This window comes from Rhizobium sp. 18055, from assembly GCF_902706285.1.
In the GTDB taxonomy this organism is placed as follows: Bacteria; Pseudomonadota; Alphaproteobacteria; order Rhizobiales; family Rhizobiaceae; genus Rhizobium.
The window spans coordinates 1-401 of sequence record NZ_CACSKD010000432.1 but is presented as its reverse complement, the minus strand read 5'-3'; the positions used below and the strand labels follow the sequence as shown (position 1 = coordinate 401).

General features: G+C 60.1%; 1 protein-coding gene. It reads left to right on the top strand.

The window, feature by feature from the left end; genetic code table 11:
* On the top strand, positions 1-401 hold a 401-nt coding region (locus GVL52_RS32545; protein WP_200848059.1), incomplete at both ends, for a hypothetical protein.

The window sequence follows — 401 nt, the reverse complement described above, 5'->3', positions numbered from 1 at the left end:
GGCGCTGGCAGGGCAGGACGGAAATGGTGATGGCGTTATCAATGCAGCAGATACCGTCTATGGACAATTGCGCATTTGGAAGGATGCAAACCAGGACGGCGTCAGCCAAGCAAGCGAGCTGCATACCTTGTCAGAGCTGGGCATCGCTAGCATCGATACCCGTGGCCGCTCCAGCAATGTTGACTTGGGAAATGGCAATACGCAGCCCTGGAGCGGCAGCTTTACTCGCGTGGATGGAAGCCAAGGGTCTAGCGGTGTGGCAGAAGTGTCCGGCAGCCTGCTGTTGGCCAGCAACAACTTCTACAGAGAGTTTTCCGATAACCCGGCGCCGACGGCCGCGGCGAGGGCTCTGCCGCAGATGGGCGGCAGCGGTTGGGTGCGGGATCTGCGCGAGGCAATGA